Source organism: Escherichia coli DSM 30083 = JCM 1649 = ATCC 11775 (genome assembly GCF_003697165.2).
GTDB classification, from domain to species: Bacteria; Pseudomonadota; Gammaproteobacteria; order Enterobacterales; family Enterobacteriaceae; genus Escherichia; species Escherichia coli.
The window spans coordinates 3,442,576-3,457,680 of the sequence record NZ_CP033092.2 but is presented as its reverse complement, the minus strand read 5'-3'; the positions used below and the strand labels follow the sequence as shown (position 1 = coordinate 3,457,680).

Genomic DNA, 15,105 nt, shown 5'->3' with positions numbered 1-15,105 from the left:
TAGAGGGCACAGAGAATAGCACGGAAAGAGTGCAAGGAAAACGGTTGCGTAGGCGGAATTAACCGTCAGTTGTTGAGTTTTTAATTTGTTCTGCGTGTTGATTATGCGCTCTGGCTGAACTGGCAAAGAATGCCCATATCAACACAATGCTCCATGGAAAAAAGCAAATACCGACAATCAATATAAATCTTTCTACAAAACGTTGGTTATGGGGGCGGGTGAGTACTAAATAAATGAGCCAGAAATAGACTATCCAGGAAATGACCGCCGCAGCTACCAGTGACAATGCGCCAAAATAGAAGCCGACAAGACCGAACCAGCTAATACACAGTGGCGCTCCTGCCGTAAGGGCGATGCCAGAAATCAAAAATCCGTTGCAGCGTTGCATAATAATATTCCCTGTTGTTATTTCACTCAGAGATTATTACCTTGCTGATTTTAAAAAAGATATACAGGTTGCGTTAGTTCGGTGCTTTTTCAGAATCTGTCCATTCGTGGTCAGAAAGGAAAATGAATCAGCTCAACGTCATCCGCCGTGACTTTCACCATCGAACCTTCTGTATGCCAGGCACCCAGTACCACGCGAAAAGCAGGTTGCTGATTGGCGATAAGTTCATGCACCGCCGGGCGATGGGTATGCCCGTGGATCAGCCATTGCACTTGATGTTTTTCCATCGCACTGACCACCGCGTTTTGGTTAACGTCCATGATCGCCAGCGATTTACTGCTGTTGGCTTCTTTGCTGTTCGCGCGCATTCGCGCGGCAATGCGTTTGCGCACAAACAACGGCAGGGCGAGAAATAGCGTTTGCAGCCAGGGTTTGTGGACTTTGGCGCGAAAAGCCTGATAACCCGCGTCATCGGTGCACAGCGTGTCGCCATGCATAATCAACACCCGACGACCATAAAGTTCGAGCACCTTTTCTTCCGGCAATAACGTCATGCCGCTTTCACGGGCAAAGCGTTTGCCGAGCAGAAAATCACGGTTGCCATGAATGAAATAACAGGGAACGCCGGAATCGGATACCGCTTTGATTGCTGCGGCCATCTGGTGATGAAGTGGGTTGGGATCGTCGTCGCCGATCCAGGCTTCAAACAGATCGCCAAGAATATACAGCGCATCGGCCTTGCGGGCCTCCCCCGCTAAAAAACGCAGAAAACCGGCGGTGATCGCCGGTTCTTCCACGCAGAGATGAAGATCTGCAATAAAGAGTGTCGCCACGATTACTCGCTAACGGTCACGCTTTCAATGATAACGTCTTCTTTTGGCACGTCCTGGTGCATACCGCTACGACCGGTTGCCACACCTTTGATTTTGTCTACCACGTCCATGCCTTCAACCACTTCAGCAAATACGCAGTAGCCCCAACCTTGCAGGCTTTCGCCAGAGAAGTTCAGGAAGTCGTTATCAACCACGTTGATGAAGAACTGGGCAGTTGCAGAGTGCGGTGCCTGAGTACGGGCCATTGCCAGCGTACCACGGGTATTTTTCAGACCGTTGTTCGCTTCGTTTTTGATCGGGTCTTTGGTGGCTTTTTGTTTCATGCCCGGTTCAAAACCGCCGCCCTGAATCATAAAGCCGTTGATAACACGGTGGAAAATGGTGTTGTTGTAAAAACCTTCGCGGCAGTAGTCCAGGAAGTTTTTAACTGTTTCAGGTGCTTTATCGTCAAAAGTTTTGATGACAATATCGCCGTGATTGGTGTGGAAAGTAACCATTTTTGCATCCTGTTCCGTTTGATTGGTGCTTCAACCCGGTTCGGGTCATATATAGGGTGGTGTTATAGCATAACCGCACGATCGGATCATCTCGCAATGTATGCTGATTCGCGCGGGAAATATGGGTATTATACGCAACTCAATTACCCACACATGTCTAAACGGAATCTTCGATGCTAAAAATCTTCAATACTCTGACACGCCAAAAAGAGGAATTTAAGCCTATTCACGCCGGGGAAGTCGGCATGTACGTGTGTGGAATCACCGTTTACGATCTCTGTCATATCGGTCACGGGCGTACCTTTGTTGCCTTTGACGTGGTTGCGCGCTATCTGCGTTTCCTCGGCTATAAGCTGAAGTATGTGCGCAACATTACTGATATCGACGACAAAATCATCAAACGCGCCAATGAAAATGGCGAAAGCTTTGTGGCGCTGGTGGATCGCATGATCGCCGAAATGCACAAAGATTTTGATGCTTTGAACATTCTGCGCCCGGATATGGAGCCGCGCGCGACGCACCATATCGCCGAAATTATTGAACTCACTGAACAACTGATCGCTAAAGGTCACGCTTATGTGGCGGACAACGGCGACGTGATGTTCGACGTCCCGACCGATCCGACATATGGCGTGCTGTCGCGTCAGGATCTCGATCAGCTGCAGGCAGGCGCGCGCGTTGACGTGGTCGATGACAAACGTAACCCGATGGACTTCGTTCTGTGGAAGATGTCGAAAGAGGGCGAACCGAGCTGGCCGTCTCCGTGGGGCGCGGGCCGTCCTGGCTGGCACATTGAGTGTTCGGCAATGAACTGCAAACAGTTGGGTAACCACTTTGATATCCACGGCGGCGGTTCTGACCTGATGTTCCCGCACCACGAGAACGAAATTGCCCAGTCCACCTGTGCGCACGATGGCCAGTATGTGAATTACTGGATGCACTCCGGTATGGTGATGGTTGACCGCGAGAAGATGTCTAAATCGCTGGGTAACTTCTTCACCGTGCGTGACGTGCTGAAATACTACGATGCGGAAACTGTGCGTTACTTCCTGATGTCGGGTCACTATCGCAGCCAGCTGAACTACAGCGAAGAGAACCTGAAACAGGCGCGTGCGGCGCTGGAACGTCTCTATACTGCCTTGCGCGGCACAGACAAAACCGTTGCGCCTGCCGGTGGCGAAGCGTTTGAAGCGCGCTTTATTGAAGCAATGGACGACGATTTCAACACCCCGGAAGCCTATTCCGTGCTGTTTGATATGGCGCGTGAAGTGAACCGTCTGAAAGCAGAAGATATGGCAGCGGCGAATGCAATGGCGTCTCACCTGCGTAAACTTTCTGCCGTATTGGGCCTGCTGGAGCAAGAACCGGAAGCGTTCCTGCAAAGCGGTGCGCAGGCAGACGACAGCGAAGTGGCTGAGATTGAAGCGTTAATTCAACAGCGTCTGGATGCCCGTAAAGCGAAAGACTGGGCGGCGGCAGATGCGGCGCGTGACCGCCTTAACGAGATGGGGATCGTGCTGGAAGATGGCCCGCAAGGGACCACCTGGCGTCGTAAGTAATTGCGCTATTGCCGGATGCGAGTTTTCGCATCCGGTTATCGTCTGCGCCACCACAACATTCCCATCAGTAGCATCCCCGGCAACCACACCCACATCAATTCAGAAATAATCACCTGATGCCCGTACGGCGTGGTGTAACGAGACAATGCAAACGGCGCGACTTTAATCACCTGCCAGGGAGCGAAAAAGCGTTCATCTGACCACGGCCACAGCCAGCCAACCCCTTTACCGCCAGTGGTTACCGAATCCAGCAAGCTGTGCGATAGCAACGAGACGGTTAAAAACAGCCAGCAGCGAATCAGCCCAGCCCTGAACCATCGACGTCCAATCAGCACACATAACAGCGGGACAACAAACGCAAACACCAGCGAATGGGTAAACCCGCGATGACCAAAAACATTGCCGTAAGCAACGCCAAATTTAAACGACAATACATCAGCATCGGGCAGCATCGCCAGGATGATTCCGGCAAATAACAGACGCGGAGGGATGGCTTTCGAACCCAACCCTAAACCAATGCATAGGGGAACGGCGGCGTGCGTAATAACGGTTGGCATGATGGTCGCTTCGGCAAAATGTCGATGCTATCAGCATGGATGAACGGGGCGTAGAGGGCAAAAGTCTGAAAAGAGAACCGGCCTGTTGATACAGGCCGGGAAAGGGATCAGGCAACAACCTGTACGCTGTGACCTGCAAAACTCACTGTCTGACCGGCGACAATTTTGCAGCGTTTGCGCGTTTCAACCGCACCGTCGACTTTCACCTGGCCTTCTGCTATCGCGATTTTCGCCTGCGCGCCGCTTTCGCTCCAGCCTTCCAGTTTCAGCAAGTCGCACAGCTCAACGTGCGGATGTTTACCTAAAGAAAATGTCGCCATGTTACTCACCCTGTGGATCATGATATTCAACGCACGCCTGTAGCGTGTTTTCAATCAGCGTGGCAACCGTCATCGGGCCAACGCCGCCCGGAACAGGCGTAATGTATGAGGCGCGTTTAGCCGCGTCTTCAAACACGACGTCGCCCACAACTTTGCCATTTTCCAGACGGTTGATGCCGACATCAATCACAATTGCGCCTTCTTTGATCCAGTCACCAGGAATAAAGCCCGGCTTGCCGACGGCAACGATCAGTAGATCGGCATTTTCTACGTGGTGACGCAGATTTTTAGTGAAACGGTGAGTCACGGTGGTGGTGCAACCTGCCAGCAGCAGTTCCATGCTCATTGGGCGACCGACGATATTCGATGCGCCAATCACCACGGCGTTAAGGCCGAAGGTATCAATGTTGTAACGCTCAAGCAGCGTGACGATACCGCGCGGGGTACAGGGACGCAGACGTGGCGCGCGCTGGCACAGACGACCGACGTTGTAAGGATGGAAACCGTCCACGTCTTTGTCCGGATGAATACGTTCCAGCACTTTGACGTTATCAATACCCGCCGGTAACGGCAGTTGAACCAGAATGCCATCAATGGTGTTGTCGGCATTCAGCGCATCGATAAGCTCCAGCAGCTCCGCTTCGCTGGTGGTTTCCGGGAGGTCATAAGAGCGGGAGACGAACCCGACTTCTTCACAAGCCTTGCGTTTGCTTGCGACATAAATTTGCGATGCAGGGTTACTGCCCACCAGCACAACGGCCAGTCCTGGTGCCCGCAGTCCGGCTGCAATACGCGCCTGAACTTTTTGAGCAACTTCAGAGCGCACCTGCTGCGCAATCGTTTTACCGTCAATAATCTTTGCTGCCATCAGAGAGAGGATTCCATCTGTTACGTAGGTCGAAGGGGATGCGTCTATTTTGTCAGAAGCGTGGCGCGCTGTCAGTTTTCGTTTTCTGAAAAGTAAAACCTTCTGTACCTGGCTGATTCACACCTATCATGATAACCGTCGTTGGTTTGCCGCCATAGTGAGCTACATCAGATGCGGTCGTACACTTGTTCAGCAACTGGTTCAAAAGCCATTGACTCAGCAAGGGTTGACCGTATAATTCACGCGATTACAGCACACCGTGGTATCAATGCGCCCTTAGCTCAGTTGGATAGAGCAACGACCTTCTAAGTCGTGGGCCGCAGGTTCGAATCCTGCAGGGCGCGCCATTAAAATTCAATCAGTTACGCCTTCTTTATTTCTTCTATAATTCCAGAGTGGGACATTATCACCAAAAATGTCGTCTATTTTCCTCGCGTGCTCAGTCAAATGATTAGGCGCAAGGTGAGCATATCTACGAACCATTTCTCTGGACTCCCATCCGCCCATTTCCTGAAGCACTGATAATGGGACGCCTGACGGAATCAACCTGCTTGCCCGGGTATGCCAGAGGTCATGGAAACGGAAATTTTCAACTCCTGCACGACGACAAGCTGATAGCCATGCTGTCTTGCTGTCAATGCGCATCTTCCTGAGCGCAGGCATTGATGTTCCATCTGCTCGCTTAGCCGCCCTGGTATGTACACCCACATTTGTGATGCTTGCCTGTTTGATCATGCAGCACTTTAGAGGCGGTATCGTTCAGCGCCACACCAATGGCGCGATTTGATTTGCTATCTTCTGGATTCACCCTGGCAACTTGTCGCTGCATGTCAATCTGTTGCCACTCCAGATTTATGATGTTCGACTTTCTCAGAACAGTTACCAGCGCAAACTTGACGACAGATTTCAGTGGCTTGGGGCTCTCATCAATCAGGCGTTTTTCCTGATTCTTTTGTAAGTCTCTTGTGCCATTCCACCTCATACAGGTTTGCCTGCAAACAGTACTGATATTGCACCGCCAGATATTCCGGCTGGCTTCGTGGTTGTTTTCAACAGTGATGAGGCATCGTGGCATCTCGTTGAAGACCATCGGGGTAAAACGGTTTATGACGTGGCATCAGGGGACGCGTTATTTATTTCTGAGCTCGGTCCGTTACCGGAAAATGTTACCTGGTTATCCCCGGCAGGGGAGTTTCAGAAGTGGAACGGCACATCATGGATAAAGGATACGGAGGAAGAAACCTCGTTGCTGGAAGCCTGTAAGATGTATCGGGTGTTGCTGAACCGAGTTGATACATCAACTGCCCCTGATATTGAGTGGCCTGTGAACCCTGTCAGAGAGTAATCATTGGGATTATGCCGCAGCACGTCGTGCGCAAGAACGTGCTGCGGCTGGATGCTATTTTTTCCCTGAAGCGGAAAACATTACTACAGTACCTTTAACCTTGGTTTTAACATTCTCGAAATGCTCTGAGAGTATATGTGTTAAGCCTTCTTCGGAATCTTTTGTGTTTGAAAAGATGCCTTTTTGATTGTAAATGCGCATCAGTTTTTGACCGAAGCTATTGTGCACAACGCCGTCACCAAGAATTGTGGCTCCGTATAGAGTTCCATCGTCAGTTAAGGCCTGCGCCGCATTGCGTATTACACAGCTTTTTGTAGATATATTTCCAGGCAGGCAGTGAAGAAGGTAAAACATGGAAATGGAATCAAATTGACCATGTAACGCCGCGGGATAAGGATCAAAAACATCATGGCTAATTTTATGTTTAATTTTTGATTCCCCAGCCCTTGTCGATGCCGCGTTCAGGCTAGCTTCGTTCAAATCCATTAAAGATATCAGACTACTCTCAGGTACGTGAGTAAGGTAAAACCCAGTTCCAACACCAATATCCAGATGGTTGTTACCTAAATGTTCCAGAAAGTGTGGAAGAAGGTGTTCCTTTGTAGGACATCCCCATGCAAGCCGATTTGATACACCCAAAACCCACCAGTCATAAAGCTTTAGGGTAAGTGGTGTGTAAATTTTAGCCCCATCATCTGTGTTTTTTTTCATTAGTTTCACTATGTTATAGTTTTATTTGTGAATTAAATCAATTATAGCGATGAATTACAAGGGGTTAAATGATGCCACGGCATAACGAATTTGAATATATTGAGTCTTGTGTTGCGGTAAGAGGTTACACGCCAGGACGCAGGTTAAATGCTTACAAGATTAGGGGATATTGTTTGCTTTTAACGGTAAACAAATTCCCCGGGGCTATACAATACCACCGGGGAGAAAATCTATTTAACGTTGTTAAAAGGTGTACTTAAGACCAGCAGTAGTGATGAAGTTATAGTTTTCTATGCCTGCACCATTTTTGCTGTAGTCAGAAGTGTTATCATTGTGATCATAAAGTGAAGTATTACCTTTTTTATTCGTAACCCGATTCCATGCGCCTTCAACATAAACTTTTGCGTTAGGTGTTACGTAATAACCTGCATTGACTGCAACAGAATAGTAATTTTGGTCTTTGACTTTACTGCGATAAGTGATTCTTTTTCCTGGGTCATAGTGCTCATCGTTATCAGATGCTTCCACCCAGCCGCTGTATTTAAATGTGCCACCTAGCTCAAAATCTTCATAACGATAACTTCCAGTCAAGCCAATGTAGGGAATTTTAAAACGTTGTTTGTAGCCGATTGCTCTTTCTCCATTCGGGAAGGAGCCGATATCATCTCTGAATCCCTCCTCAGAACTGTAGATATAGGAACCACCTCTGGCTGTAAAGCTATAACGGCTTTCCTGATATCCGGCCATGAGTCCCAGGCGGTAATTGGGTTCGTTGAGGAGCCAGCCTTTGATATTCAGATCAAATTCGTTGGCATAATTGAGTTGTGTATCAGGGTGTCTACTTTCATCCGTCCAGGTTCCGGGGTTACTGGAATCCATCCAGTCCTGATCGACCATATTGCCACCTCGGCTGCCGAGTGTTGTCCAGCCAGCAGCCCCGATAGATATCTGGGGCATCAAATCCCAATTAATTGCACCTTTAATAATTGCAGCGTTATTGAATTTCCAGTCAAGTTGACTGACTTTTCGGCCTCCTTCTTCGGCTAGATAAACACGCTCTTTTGTTTTTCCGCTCAGAGTTCCAAGACTAATGTCCGCATTTATGTTGTCAGGAGTAAACGATAAAGTCTCGGTAGAAGCAAAAGAGCTGATCGCAATAGGGGGTGTCAGGACTATTCCCAGAAGTTTCGCCCGCATAAAAGGTCTCCATTCAATCGTTTTAATGATTGAGTATGTATTTTTTATATCTAACTTAATGAGTCAATTGTATATTGCCCCACTGTTTATATTTTGTTTAACATTGGATTTTTGTCACAATGCGCTGTCAGTTTTTTAGTTTAATTGTCTGTTTGTGTTTTGTATTGTGGTTTTATGGGCTAATTATTTTTTTCTTTGTGGAGTTTTTATCTATTCAAGTGCCATGCCTTTAGATGCATATTAGCGATAATAGCATGAGGTTTATCCTCAATTGCTGTGTTTTTTAGTATAAAAAAGAGGAACAAAACTGAGACACATAAGGCCTCGCAATGGCTTGCAAGGTTTTACATATTTTGAGGTGGTGGAACGTGTGAACGCAGAGATGGCGCGGTAATTTGTTGATTTAAAATGTCGTTCCTGGAGTTTCTAAGTCGTGGCTACAGGTTCGAATCCTGCAGGGCGAGCCATTTCCTCGCCATTTATTTGTTCCCTTTTACAAATTACACCATCACTTTGTTGTCGCGGTTTTGCTAAATAATTGGAACACGTCAGACGAATAAAATGAAAACAGAAATTCTGCTAAACAATTCATCTTGCCAGGATTTTGATTAGGAAAGTGAAAAGGAAAGGAGCAAACTAAGTTGCTCCCTTTAATCATTAATACTCAAGGATACTCTGCGCGACGGGCAAATAGCGCAGAGAGAAATAGAGCGTGTCTTTACCGCAAGAGGAACGTTTCGCTAACAGCGAGGCGATCTCTGCATCCGGTTTCGGTTTCGCTGTAAACGTTTTACCTTTACCAGCGACAAACAGTTCATAAACAATGCCGCTTGCTGGGGCGGAACTTTGGCAATCGGCGCTGGCCTGTAGATAACGTTCACGCTGTTCAGCGGTCAGTTTATCCACGCCGCTGCCATCCTGTACCCAGACATTAACACCGGTTGCTTTAACTTGTTCCAGCAGTTGGCGATAGCCATCTGGCGACATGTTTCCGGCGAAAAAACTACTGATATAAACCGGTTTTGCTGAAACATCGCTAATCAACCGCTGCGCGTTGTTTAACCATGTTAGCAAAGGCTGACGGGCGGCTTCGCTGCACCAGTTCAGGTCGTCAATTTCCGCGCTGATGTACCAGCCATCCGGCGTTACGCCAGGCACGGCGCTCCATAATCTGGCTTGCTGGAGATCGGCAGCCAGCAGGCGATTAAGATAGCTTTCCAGCGCTGCGGACGACTGTTTCTGGTGCATAAAAAATTCCGGATCGGCGTTCAGCCCGACAATCAGCTTCAGGCCAGCCTGTTGCGCAGCTGCGGCACGCTTAAACAATAACGCGCGCTGTTCTGGCTGGGTGAATGCATCGCCGTAACGGGTCCATTGCAAAACCAGGGTATCGAAGCCTTGCAAACGTAACTGACTCATCAGCCCCTGCCACTGGGTATCGGTAACCTGACTATCACGGTTTTGTGGTTGCCAGATAATACCTTTCATCGCAAAGGAAAAAGGGCTGACCAAAAGCAGTGTCAGCAATACGAAAATGAACTTACGCATTTACCAGTGCACTCCAATGGTGAGAAACGCGTTGTTGCGCTCTCCGTTACGTTGATTAATCGCCTTAAAGGTATGTTGATATTCGACGCCGAGACTGACTTTGTGCGGCCAGGCGTCGTAGTGCGTCTCGCCGGTCCAGATATTCCAGCGGACCCCGACACCGCCAAGCTGCGCGCCCTGAGTGCCTTTATCACGATAACCGTTGTCCTGAAGGTGAGCATAAGGCTCAATAGTCTGTCCGTTCGCCACCTTCTGATGCCAGCTTACGCGATAATCTGCCGTCCACGCCTGAATATCCTGGCGGACATATTGCGCCGCATCGAGGTACAGGTTTTGGGCAAACCAGCCTGAACCGTTCGGGTGCCATTCGTCGCTGTATTTGCCGCCATTAAAGAATGAGGCGCTGGCGCGCAGCATGGTATCGGATGCGCCATTTTGCCCGTTCAGCGGCAACTGCTGTTCGACGGCGAGGAAAAAGATCTGATCGCGCAGCGGCTTCCAGCGCAGACCGGTGCCGGACATCGGATTTTTCACCGGCATCATCACCCCGTTTTCTCCGGTATCGGCAAAGACGCGGCTATAAACTGAGAGCAGGTCGCCTTCCAGCAGCATATTGCGTCCGAGGCGGTACTCGGCTTCCAGTTGCCCGTAGCTACGATAGCTTTTCCCTGGCGCTGCGCCGCCGACATTATTGTTAGCGGTACTCATTGCGCCGGAACGCAAGCCGATAGAAGAATCGAAACTGAACGTCCAGCGGCGACCGACCTCCTCATGCAGACGGCGGAAATTGAAGCGTTGCTGATTTTGCTCTGGGGTCAGTGGGGTTATCAGCGCCTGATTATCAATGTCATCAATCACCAGCCGGGCGTAGTGCTGCGTCGCAGGCATGTCATCCAGACGCTGGTTCACGTAGGCCAGTTGTCGGATAAGTGCCGGATCGTCCGGTAGCCCTTTATGCGCCTGTTCGAGCATTTCCCGCGACTGTGCGATATCACCGCTATCCCACAAGGCGTAACCGAGCGCTGCCTGGGTGTTGCTATTATTCGGTTCCAGTTCCAGCGCGGCGCGCAAATCACTCACCGCCGCCGGGACATTATGACGTTGGCGATAAATTGTCGCCCGCGCAACGTAAGCGTTGGCAGAAGGCGCAATATTGATTGAGCGCGTGAGATCGTTCAGTGCGAGTTCCGGCTGACCAGGAATGTAACGTTGCGCATGCAGCCACCAGTAGAGGGCATTGTTTCCCAGCCCACGTTGTTCTGCCTGCTGAAGCCAGCGATCGCGAGCCGCACCATTTCCTGCCGCCTGGGCGGTATTGGCAGCAGCAAGCAGATCCTCATTGCTCATGTCGTGAAGACTGATTTTCTGCCAGGCCGCCAGTGCGGTGGCGTAGTCCTCAACCTGATACGCCTGATAGGCTACCGCACGATGTTGCCAGGCGTCCGGTTGTCGTTGTTCGGCCTGAAGCCATGCATACAACGCCACACCGGGTAGCGTGTCCCGATAACACTTTGCCAGACGGTTCCAGGCGGCGGCATCGTAGGAAGGCGACATATCGCCCAGCAAGCGAACTATTGCCGGGCAATTATCTGCAATACCCGGCAACTGACTTTGCCACTGACGTTGCTCCGCCAGCGGTAAGGGTTTCGATAAAATCGCCACCTTCGCCGGCGTTGCCAGGTAAGGATGACTTTCCAGCAGAGACGCCAGTCGCGCCATTAACGTCTGGCTGACACGCGCATCGCCCTGGAAAGGATAGCGTTGCAGCAATAAATCGGCAGCTTCGCGTGACTGTTCGTTCTGCATCAGTTGCCAGGTCAGTTGATCCAGGCGGGTAAGATTTGCCGGTTCTTGCTGATACAGCAATCGTGCCAGACGCAGAGCTTCAGCCTTGTTACGGGTCGCTACGCTAACGGCATAACGCTCCTCAAGCATTTCATTGGCGGGGAGGGTGGCGAGCAGTTTTTGCGCTGCGCCGTACTGACCTTCTTTTAACAGCACCGGTAGCGTCGCGCCAACAACATACTGGCGGTTGTCGGCAAACTGTACCGTATAATTCGCCAACGCCTGAACGGGGTTGCCGCTGTATTTAGATAACAGATAGAGCCAACTTTTCTCTTGTGCGTCCGTGGTAAATAGCGGCGTATTTTCAATGAGATAATGCTGGAGGCGTGCTTTTTCGCCACGATAAGCCAGCGCGGTCGCGTAAGTAATATATGACTGAGGATCGGTGAAGATCCCCTGTGATTGCAGCGCCAGGATCCGATCATCCAGCTGCGCGGCAAGAAGCACGTCAAACCACTGACGGCGTTCTGCCGCACTTAATGTGTTCTGCTGGCGTGCTTCATTATATAGCGTATCTGCCTGGGACCATTGTTTCAGGTAGATTGCCCGTTGCAGCAGATCGGTTCGCAACGTTTTTCCTTCCGGCGATGCAGCAAACGTCGCATCGTTTAGTTGCGCTCTGGCGACAGGTAATTGTGCCAGCCGCAGGGCATTCTGCCCGACTTCACTGCGACAACGCAGGGTCGGCGCAGCATCGCACGCTTTTTGCTGGGCAAGCAGTTCTTCAACAGTCGTAACGCTTTTCACTTCAACTGGAATAGCCACCAGACTGCGCTCAAGCCGGTCATCTCCAGGGTGACGTTTCAGTTGATCCTCAAGCAACAGCCGCGCCCGGTCATCATGACCAAAATGGCGATAGGCTTCCGCAAGGTATAAAGTCAGCGGAATATTATCCGGCACCTGCTGGTGTATATATTCAAATTCGCGGATGGCGGTTGCTTCGTCGTTATTTTTCTGTGCCTTCAGCGCCTTATCGAGACGGGGATAAATAACAAAATGGCGATAATCGCTCAGCCCCAGCTCTTCTGCGCTGGTGCCGATATTGTCTGCGAGTGCGCTGGTACTCAATAAAGATGTCAGCAGTAAACCAGACCATCCGATGACGCGATTAAGGTTATTCTCCTTCATTTTCGGACTCCAGTTGTGCAACCTGTTCAGTGTTTAAACCTGCTTTGAGTAATAGTGATTGCATCGAAACTTGTAATTCGCGTTGAATTGTCAGGACGCGATCCAACGTTTCCTGGCTGATAACGCCTTCGGTGACCAAAAACTTGCCGAGCGGCAGAGAACTGCGTTCATGGCGCAATAACAACACGTTAATTGCTGAACGATTAATATGACCGAGCGTGGTCAGTATTTCTGCGAACAGGAACTGATGCGGCACATATTGCCGCCAGATTTCACCGGCCTGCTGTTCCGTGAGCCACTGATGCTGAACTGCATTGTACAACATTGCCCGCGGATCGTGACCGCGTCGGCGTGCATACCAGTGGCGTAATCCGGTGACAATTTGTCCCCGCAGAACAATGACGTAACGCACTTTGCGTCCGACTTTACGCGTCAGGGCCGCCAGCGAAACCGGGTCAATACCATCTTCACTGCCGACAATTAACTCATCATTGTCCAGACGCAGCGGCAGTACCGCATAATGCAACGCCACGGAGGCCGGCATTTCGGCAATCAGCGAGGAAGGGATCTGCCAGGCATCGATGGATTCCCACGCCACGCCGTTTTGCTCTGCCAGCGCCTGTGCCAGTTGCTCGGCGCTAATCAGCCCCTGCATCAGCATTGAACCGCCCAGGCGTAGACCTTCGACGCGATTACGCAGTGCTGCATCGAGTTGTTCTTCAGTGATGACCTGATTTTCCAGCAGGATTTGACCTAACGGACGCAACGAGCGGGTATCGCCAGTCACGCTGGGGAAGTCATGCGTTGTTTTATCCCACGCGACGCGACGTGGATCGCCGTGTTGAAGTACCTGTTTTAACGCGCGCCAGTTGGCCATGAAGTTAATCAGGTTGCCCCAGAAAAGACGCAGGACAGATAGCAGCCCCTGCGTCAGGCCGTAGTAGCCAGTAACGAAAATCACCCGCTGCACGATGCGGTTAATCATCAAGCCAAAGTTTAGCCACAGCAGAGTCATTAACCATGCGCTGCCGCTGAAAATAGAAAGGAAATGCCAGGCATCGGGCCACAAACTTTCATACGCCAGCAACAGCAAAAGCTGGATCATCACCAGCATCGCGAGGAAGCTGACAAAGTTACTGATTGCCCCTTTGCGGTCGCGCCAGAGAAAGTAGTTCAGCGTCAGGCTGGAGGTCCATTTGTGGGTTTTAAAGCCCTGGAAAACAATGCCGATGATCCAGCGAGATTTTTGCCGAACCGCAGTCGAAAAGGTATCGGGGAAATATTCGCGCACGCAGATCATGTTTGACGTCCGTGCATGCTGTAAAAATTTACGCTGCTCGCGTTCTTTGGCTTCGTCCACCACCGGAAAACGGACAAAAATTTCCGTCATACCTTTCTCTTTCAGGCGGAAGCCAATGTCGTAATCTTCAGTCAGACTCTGCACGTCGAAAGCAATACCGTCACCGTCAGCTAACAGTGCGGTCACGGCGCGGCGGCTGAAACAGGTGCCGACGCCTGCGCTGGGCACCTGTCCGGCGAGGGCTTCACGCACCGGAACATCTTTGCCATGCAGTTCTGAAAACTCATCAATGTAGGTCATGCTGGTGAAGTGCGTCCATTCGCGTTCGAACGGATACACTGGGATCTGAATCAGATCTTTACGCTCGACCAGATAGTTGAACAGACGCAATTCCATCGGTGAAATCACATCTTCGGCGTCATGCAGAATAAAACCAGCAAAAGCGAAATTGGCGCTACGTTCAAACTGGGTGATGGCGTCCAGCACGTTGTTCAGACAGTCGGCTTTGCTGGTGGGGCCAGGACGCGCGCAGACTACCTTATGCACGTTCGGGAAGCGAGCGCACACTTCGTCAACATCACGCTGAGTATCGGGGTCGTTGGGGTAGGTGCCAACAAAGATATGATAGTTTTCGTAGTCGAGCGTGGTCGCCGCCAGCTCGGCCATATTGCCGATGACGCCCGTTTCATTCCACGCCGGAACCATAATCGCTAACGGTTTTTCATCTGGTTTATACAGTTCGCGGTAACTCATTCGCGGGTAGCGGCGATAAACACTCAACTTGCGTTTAATGCGGCGTACCCAGTAGACGACATCAATAAAAAAATCGTCCAGCCCGCTGATGAACATAATGACCGCTAACGTTATCGCGATTACTTTTAAGCCGTAGAGCCAGGTAGCAAAAACATCAAGAAGCCAGTCCACACAAAAACCTTACATTAACGCTGGTTATGTTTAGGGTGGCGTATATTAAGGTTTTTTATGAATTGTGACAGCTTTTTATCATTAA

12 protein-coding genes, 1 tRNA gene and 2 pseudogenes are annotated in these 15,105 nt (G+C 50.4%); 3 read left to right on the top strand and 12 right to left on the bottom strand.

What is annotated here, in order from left to right:
• Nucleotides 1-58 precede the first annotated feature (58 nt).
• The 3 genes from EAS44_RS18055 to ppiB all read right to left on the bottom strand — a co-directional run bounded on the left by EAS44_RS18055 (nt 59) and on the right by ppiB (nt 1,718).
• Entirely contained in the window at nt 59-388 is a 330-nt protein-coding gene (locus tag EAS44_RS18055; RefSeq protein WP_001188438.1) for a hypothetical protein, read from the bottom strand.
• A 110-nt stretch (nt 389-498) separates the two neighbouring features.
• A complete protein-coding gene (gene lpxH / locus EAS44_RS18050; protein WP_000212244.1) occupies nt 499-1,221 on the bottom strand; it encodes a UDP-2,3-diacylglucosamine diphosphatase in 723 nt (240 codons plus the stop codon).
• Between the two features lie 2 nt (nt 1,222-1,223).
• Nucleotides 1,224-1,718 (bottom strand): peptidylprolyl isomerase B, encoded by a 495-nt coding sequence (gene ppiB, locus EAS44_RS18045; protein WP_000255987.1) that lies wholly within the window; start codon nt 1,716-1,718, stop codon nt 1,224-1,226.
• A gap of 173 nt (nt 1,719-1,891) precedes the next feature.
• On the opposite strand from ppiB, the gene cysS reads away from it, so the two are divergent.
• Nucleotides 1,892-3,277, top strand: a complete 1,386-nt coding sequence (gene cysS, locus EAS44_RS18040; protein WP_000912345.1) for a cysteine--tRNA ligase — start codon at nt 1,892-1,894, stop codon at nt 3,275-3,277.
• A gap of 35 nt (nt 3,278-3,312) precedes the next feature.
• Here the strand turns inward: cysS and ybcI are convergent, their stop codons facing one another.
• The 3 genes from ybcI to folD all read right to left on the bottom strand — a co-directional run bounded on the left by ybcI (nt 3,313) and on the right by folD (nt 5,022).
• Nucleotides 3,313-3,834 carry a metal-dependent hydrolase gene (gene ybcI, locus EAS44_RS18035; protein WP_001143516.1) on the bottom strand — a complete coding sequence of 174 codons (522 nt, stop codon included), beginning with the start codon at nt 3,832-3,834 and terminating at the stop codon, nt 3,313-3,315.
• Nucleotides 3,835-3,941: 107 nt separating this feature from the next.
• A complete protein-coding gene (gene ybcJ / locus EAS44_RS18030; RefSeq protein WP_000190288.1) occupies nt 3,942-4,154 on the bottom strand; it encodes a ribosome-associated protein YbcJ in 213 nt (70 codons plus the stop codon).
• Nucleotide 4,155: 1 nt separating this feature from the next.
• A complete protein-coding gene (gene folD / locus EAS44_RS18025) occupies nt 4,156-5,022 on the bottom strand; it encodes a bifunctional methylenetetrahydrofolate dehydrogenase/methenyltetrahydrofolate cyclohydrolase FolD (protein WP_000729155.1) in 867 nt (288 codons plus the stop codon).
• A gap of 270 nt (nt 5,023-5,292) precedes the next feature.
• Here folD and EAS44_RS18020 point away from each other — a divergent pair.
• A tRNA-Arg gene (locus tag EAS44_RS18020) sits at nt 5,293-5,369 on the top strand.
• Between the two features lie 15 nt (nt 5,370-5,384).
• On the opposite strand, the pseudogene EAS44_RS25220 reads toward EAS44_RS18020, so the two are convergent.
• Nucleotides 5,385-5,974: pseudogene (locus EAS44_RS25220) on the bottom strand (site-specific integrase); the annotation flags it as partial.
• An 18-nt stretch (nt 5,975-5,992) separates the two neighbouring features.
• Between EAS44_RS25220 and EAS44_RS18010 the strand changes: the two are divergent.
• Nucleotides 5,993-6,367, top strand: a pseudogene (locus tag EAS44_RS18010) (tail fiber assembly protein); the annotation flags it as partial.
• 54 nt (nt 6,368-6,421) lie between these two features.
• Here EAS44_RS18010 and EAS44_RS18000 read toward each other — a convergent pair.
• The 5 genes from EAS44_RS18000 to nrfB all read right to left on the bottom strand — a co-directional run bounded on the left by EAS44_RS18000 (nt 6,422) and on the right by nrfB (nt 15,020).
• Complete coding sequence (locus EAS44_RS18000) at nt 6,422-7,090, bottom strand: class I SAM-dependent methyltransferase (RefSeq protein WP_000239877.1); 669 nt, start codon at nt 7,088-7,090, stop codon at nt 6,422-6,424.
• 231 nt (nt 7,091-7,321) lie between these two features.
• Entirely contained in the window at nt 7,322-8,275 is a 954-nt protein-coding gene (gene ompT / locus EAS44_RS17995) for an omptin family outer membrane protease OmpT (protein WP_001201816.1), read from the bottom strand.
• Nucleotides 8,276-8,932: 657 nt separating this feature from the next.
• Nucleotides 8,933-9,823, bottom strand: a complete 891-nt coding sequence (gene ybcH / locus EAS44_RS17990; RefSeq protein WP_001224580.1) for a DUF4434 family protein — start codon at nt 9,821-9,823, stop codon at nt 8,933-8,935.
• On the bottom strand, nt 9,824-12,796 hold the full coding sequence (nfrA, locus tag EAS44_RS17985; RefSeq protein ID WP_001331995.1) for a bacteriophage adsorption protein NfrA: 2,973 nt from the start codon (nt 12,794-12,796) through the stop codon (nt 9,824-9,826). It lies immediately after the preceding gene.
• A complete protein-coding gene (gene nrfB / locus EAS44_RS17980; protein ID WP_000383915.1) occupies nt 12,783-15,020 on the bottom strand; it encodes a cyclic di-3',5'-guanylate-activated glycosyltransferase NrfB in 2,238 nt (745 codons plus the stop codon). Before nrfB ends, nfrA begins: the two co-directional genes overlap by 14 nt.
• Between the last annotated feature and the right edge of the window lie 85 nt (nt 15,021-15,105).